4 protein-coding genes are annotated in these 5,461 nt (G+C 45.7%); all 4 read right to left on the reverse strand.

Annotated features, from left to right (window positions below; translation table 11 throughout):
• Positions 1-201 precede the first annotated feature (201 nt).
• Complete coding sequence (locus tag B5F77_RS16120) at positions 202-327, reverse strand: hypothetical protein (protein WP_255377058.1); 126 nt, start codon at positions 325-327, stop codon at positions 202-204.
• 4 nt (positions 328-331) lie between these two features.
• Positions 332-520, reverse strand: a complete 189-nt coding sequence (locus B5F77_RS15160) for a hypothetical protein (protein ID WP_087332281.1) — start codon at positions 518-520, stop codon at positions 332-334.
• A 203-nt stretch (positions 521-723) separates the two neighbouring features.
• Positions 724-2,355 carry a RagB/SusD family nutrient uptake outer membrane protein gene (locus B5F77_RS15165; protein ID WP_087332283.1) on the reverse strand — a complete coding sequence of 544 codons (1,632 nt, stop codon included), beginning with the start codon at positions 2,353-2,355 and terminating at the stop codon, positions 724-726.
• A 23-nt stretch (positions 2,356-2,378) separates the two neighbouring features.
• The coding region (locus B5F77_RS15170; protein ID WP_343225109.1) for a TonB-dependent receptor at positions 2,379-5,461 on the reverse strand (3,083 nt) is incomplete at its 5' end.

A 5,461-nucleotide genomic window follows, 5' to 3' on the forward strand; every position in this document is an offset into this window, starting at 1 on the left:
GGGAGTACAATACCGGCAAGTATGTTCAAATAATCGTTTTCCATACTGCAAAATAAAGGTTTGTTCTTCATGCTAACAAATTTATCCCCTCTGAAAATCTACTGAGCCAAAATTTGGGGGCGGAAGGAGCCGAGGCATGAAAAAAGAGGTGTGCCATATACCCATTACGGCACACCCTCTTCGTTTTCCTATACCCTGTTTTTATTCGCCCTTCAACCATTTCTTTCCCGCTTTCGATTTCATCCAAATAATGATACCCGCGCAGACAAGGCAGATGAGGGAATAGAGGATAATCATCGGGGTCCAATCTACTTTCAAGGGTTCCATACGCTTATTGTTTTAAAAAGGTTCCACCAATAAAAGCCAATCCATACGTAGCAATGCCACCTATCATAGCCAATGCCAAATAACCGAGTTTGTTTTGCTCGGAAATCACAGCAAATACACCTCCGACGACCAACGTTGTGAATACAATCTTCGACAAATCGTAGAAGTACTTGCCGAGCGTCTCGAGCTCCATCCTTCGGTTTTCATAAGCCGAAATCCGTTCTTTTCTTGTTTTGTAAATTCTTCCATATCTCTAAAGTTTAATTTCCCGCAAAGTTAGGCGTTTCCCTTCAGCGAACCAACGTTTGGTCAAAAAATTTGGGGGCGGAAGGAGCCGTGGCATGAAAAAAGCCCCTCCGGGTTGGGGAGGGGCTTTCCTTGTAGGAGATAATAAATTTATTCCACTACGTCTGCTACCGGCTGCGGTTGCGGAGCTGACGGGTTGTTGTCGCTCTCTTCCAACATCGGGTTAGACATAATTTCGTTTTCAGGAATACGCCAGAGGAGGATGTCCGAACCTGCCGGGATGTTGAATACCATCGGTGCGTTCGGGAATCCGGCGCCGCGGCGATCTACCGGTTTGTTGAGGCGCATGATGTCGAACCAAATCAAACCTTCGCCCCAGAGTTCGATACGACGCTGGCGGTAAACTTCTTCTTGGATGTCGGTCGCCGACGATCCATTGAAGCTATACTGCGGGTCGCGGTAGGTAGAGACGAAATCGCGTAGCGTGTTGTTACCCGCGCCCACGTTTCCGCTCATAGCTTCCGCTTCGGCCTTGATAAGGTACATCTCTTCGATACGCATGAGCGGCATATCGTTTGCATTCGTAGATTGTCCTACGACGCCATTGTACGGTGCGAATTTCACCTGCGTATACGGACCGTAATAATAACTGATCCATTCCTTTTCCTCAGCCGAAGAAACGATCGGCGATTCGCTGTTTTCATCGAGCCACCAATGTTTACGAACATCTGTATCTGAAATCGTATTATACAATGCGCGGTTGATTTGCTTACCCAACGAGAAGTTTGCATATCCGTAGTTCATTGAACCCATGTGCGAAATCCAGTTGACGATACCAGACGATACGACATCATCCGTTTCGTCTACGTTGATACCCCACATCCAATTTGTTTCGCTCAAATCGCTGAATACTTTGCTGGTGCACAAATCCAGGCTCAACGTCTCGATGCTGACCGGACTGCCCGTGAAGGAAGCAATCGCTTGGTCGGCATCCTGTGCCGCTTCTGCCCAATTTTGCATCGTGAGGTTCATACGAGCACGCAAGCCATAAGCAACCGCCGCATTGATGTAACGTTTGTCGGCATTCGTTTCTCCGGCTTCCTCGGCAGCCGTCAACAACTCAATCGCTTGGTCCAAGTCTGTTTTGATTTGGTCGTACACTTCCTGTACCGTAGCGCGGCCGATACCGTTTTGTGCCGCCTCTTCCGAGTTCTCGTTTGTAATCAACGGAACGCACGGCGAAGTCTCATGGCCTACATAATTAAATTGATAAAGCTGTGCCAACACATGATAACAGAAAGCACGAGCCGCCAAGGCTTGTCCCAAGAACTTTTTCGAGGCCGATTCTTCCGTAGCCGGATCGATGGTTGCAATCACGTTGTTAGCTGCATAGATAATGCTATACAAGTCGTTCCATACCATCTGGCATTCGTTCGACGAATACGAACGGTCTGTATAATCCAAGCTGGAACCTGCCCAGTTATAACCGTTGTTATCACTCACCACGTCCATACCGTTAGCATCCATTGCCAGCATGATGGTCGGATATCCGAAGTCGTTGTGGCGTTCTGCACCTAATGCTCCCGAGTTCGGCATATATTGGCTAAAGAGCGCGAAGATGGCATTGACGCCGGCCTCGGCGCGGTCCGGATTCAATTCGGCTACCTCTTCCTTCTGTTGGGAAGTAACGGTTCCGCCTTCCGGATAAGTATCAATTTCCTGGCAACCTGTCCAAGCAAGCGTTGATACCAAACATGAAGCTAAAATATATTTTGTTTTCATTGTTCTATATCTATATTTACAGTTTAAAATGTTAAGTTAATACCTCCTGAGATAGTACGAATCGGAGAATAAAGCGCTGTCGTAGATTCTGTATAACTCTGGCGCGGATCCAATCCTTTGCGTGCAGAGATAACGCCTACGTTGTCTGCTACGAAATAGAGACGCAGTTTTTCGATTTGGAATTTCTTCGTCCAAGAGGTAGGCAAAGTATAACCAAAGGTGATGTTGTTTACGCTCAAATAATTCGAACTGGTCAGGAAGCGTGTGCTTCTTTGGGTATAGGCTTGCATGACATTCTGGTCGTTCGAATTCAAGTAAGGCACGTCTGTATTGCGATTGTCCGGTGTCCAAGCCTTCAAGATATCTTTATGCCAGTTATCACCACTACCTTGGTTACGCATCAAACGGGAATATCCGGAATCATAGATTTGTCCGCCCAACTGATAAGAGAACTGGATAGACGCGTCGAAACCGAAGAACGTCGCGCTCGTACCAAAACCACCATAAACCGTCGGCATCAAATCGTCGGTAGCTACCTTATAGTTTTCGGCGATGGCAACTTCCGGAGTCGTGATGCGGTTTCCGTTTTCGTCTTCAGCCCAGAAGAGTGCCTGACCGGTTTCCGGGTCGACGCCGGCATAATCCAACATATACAAGCGGTACATGGATTCGCCTTCTTCATAGATACGTGCGCCATCAATCATCTTACCGTTCAACTCCGGAGCCAATTCGTTGATTTTATTTTTTACGAATGTAGCATTCAGGTTTACATCCCATGTTACGTTTTGCGTATTCATGATGTTATAGTTCAAGTCGATTTCCAAACCGGAGTTCGTCATCGAACCGATATTCATCGGAATATAGGTATAACCTAAACTACCTGCCACAGGCTTGTTATACAACATATCGTTGGATTTACGTCCGAAGTACTCGATAGAACCACCCAGCTTGTTATCAAACATGGCGAAATCGAAACCTACGTTATAAGAAGTAGATGTTTCCCATGTGATATCCGGATTACCTTTATAACTCAACGCGCCATCCGAGAAGATACCGTTCGCACCCGTCATGTTGAATTGATCGAGGTATGGATAGTAGTTCTTCTCGAAATAAACTTGGTCGTAAAGGATATCGTCGTTACCCTGCTGGCCAAACGAGGCTTTCAATTTCAACATGTTCAACCACGTTACATCCTTCATGAAATCTTCTTTTGTAATCATCCAAGCTGCACTAGCCGACCAGAAGTCTCCCCAACGATGTTCTGGAGCAAAACGCGAAGAGGCATCGCGGCGGTAGGATACGTTTGCAAAGTAAGTATCTTCATATGAATAGTTGATACGGCCGAAATAACCACGTGTCGCATACGTATTGCGGCGACCACTGTTTTGCTTCGTATCGATGGCATTGCTCAAATAGTAGCTTTCCGGATTATAGAGATTCTGGGCAGAACCTGTCAATTCCGTATATTCATAATTGTAACCATCATAACCTACCGTAATATCGAAATGATTCTTATCGTTTACCGTAAATTGGTAGTTCCCTACATATTGCTGGTCGAAACCGAATGAACGCATATGTGATTGGTAAGCCGTACCGCCGTAAGCCGCCGATTGTCCCATATAGGCATTACCCAAGATATTATAACGTGTATTATCGATGCTCGTACCAAAACGCGCACTCAGGGTCAAGCCTTTAATCGGTGTCAATTCCGCAAACCAGTTGGCATTGAAGATATCCATCAGGTATTCTTCTTTGTTATAAAGCAAATCTCCGGCTGGATTGGCAATAGACATAAACGAACGGCTCTGGTTCGTGCTTACACCGTCACCATAATCATATACGACGCGTCCATTATTAGTCATAATGTTTCCATTGGCATCGCGTACATACAACGGATAAACCGGCGCGATAAAGTTGGCAACCATGAAGGCATTACCTGAAGAAGCCGTGGCATTTCCGTCCTGATCGCCCGGATAACGGCTGTTTGTATTGACATAACCGAAGTTACCGCCAATCTTCAACCAATCCGTCACTTTGTAATCACCATTGATACGGCCGCTGAAACGACGGAACCCGGAACCATCGATGATACCTTGGTCATCCAAATATCCAAATGAGAAATAGAGTGAAGATTTATCATTTCCACCTGAAACGCTTAAATTATATTCTTGGCGTAACTTATTTTTAAACATTTCATCAGACCAGTTATCCGGCGTATAATAATAGGTACCGTCTGAATAACCTAAACGTGCGTTCGGGTTCATCGTACCGTCCATATTGAATAAGCCTTCGCCTTCAGGCAACGTATAAATTTGATAACCTATACCACCACTGGCATTCTGGAAGATAGTATTATTTGCGTAGGCATTAGCTGCTGCTGCATCATATCCCATGTTATACAAAGCCGCGTTGTTCAGAGCTTGATACAACAGACCCATATATTGTTCCGTGCTTTCGATTACATCGTAATTCTTTACCGCACGAGAGTTTACACCCCATTTAGCGTCAAAGTTTACGCGCGCTTTACCTTGTTTACCCTTTTTGGTTGTAATCATAATGATACCGTTCGCGCCACGTGCACCATACAATGCAGTAGAAGCAGCATCTTTTAATACGGTCATCGATTCAATATCTTGTGAGTTGATAGAAGACAAATCACCGTCGAAAGGAACACCATCCACTACATACAAAGGTTCTGTTCCCGCGTTGATAGAACCGACACCACGGATACGAACCTTGGCTGATTCACCCGGTTGCCCGTTATTGCTTTGGATTTGTACGCCGGCAACGGCACCCGCCAACGCATTTGTTACGTTCGATACCAAACGTTGTTCAATCTTTTCATTTTTAATGGTGGCTGCTGAACCTGTAAATGAACCCTTCGTAGATGTACCGTAAGCCGTAACAACGACTTCGTCCAACGCCTGAGAGTCGTCTTTTAATGTTACGTGGACTTGCGGCGATACGTTAACTTGCATCGATTCCATTCCCACATAAGAGATTTCCAAATGCTTGTGCTCCTCCGGTACTTCCAATACGAAGTTTCCGTCAAAGTCCGTAACCGTACCGATTGTGGTACCTTTTACGACTACCGAAGCACCGATTA

It is taken from the genome of Parabacteroides sp. An277, from assembly GCF_002159645.1.
In the GTDB taxonomy this organism is placed as follows: Bacteria; Bacteroidota; Bacteroidia; order Bacteroidales; family Tannerellaceae; genus Parabacteroides.

Bases quoted from the DNA above. Each gene is read 5' to 3' on its own strand.
- B5F77_RS16120 (WP_255377058.1), bottom strand. From the start codon at position 327: ATGGAACCCTTGAAAGTAGATTGGACCCCGATGATTATCCTCTATTCC.
- B5F77_RS15160 (WP_087332281.1), bottom strand. From the start codon at position 520: ATGGAGCTCGAGACGCTCGGCAAGTACTTCTACGATTTGTCGAAGATT.
- B5F77_RS15165 (WP_087332283.1), bottom strand. From the start codon at position 2,355: ATGAAAACAAAATATATTTTAGCTTCATGTTTGGTATCAACGCTTGCT.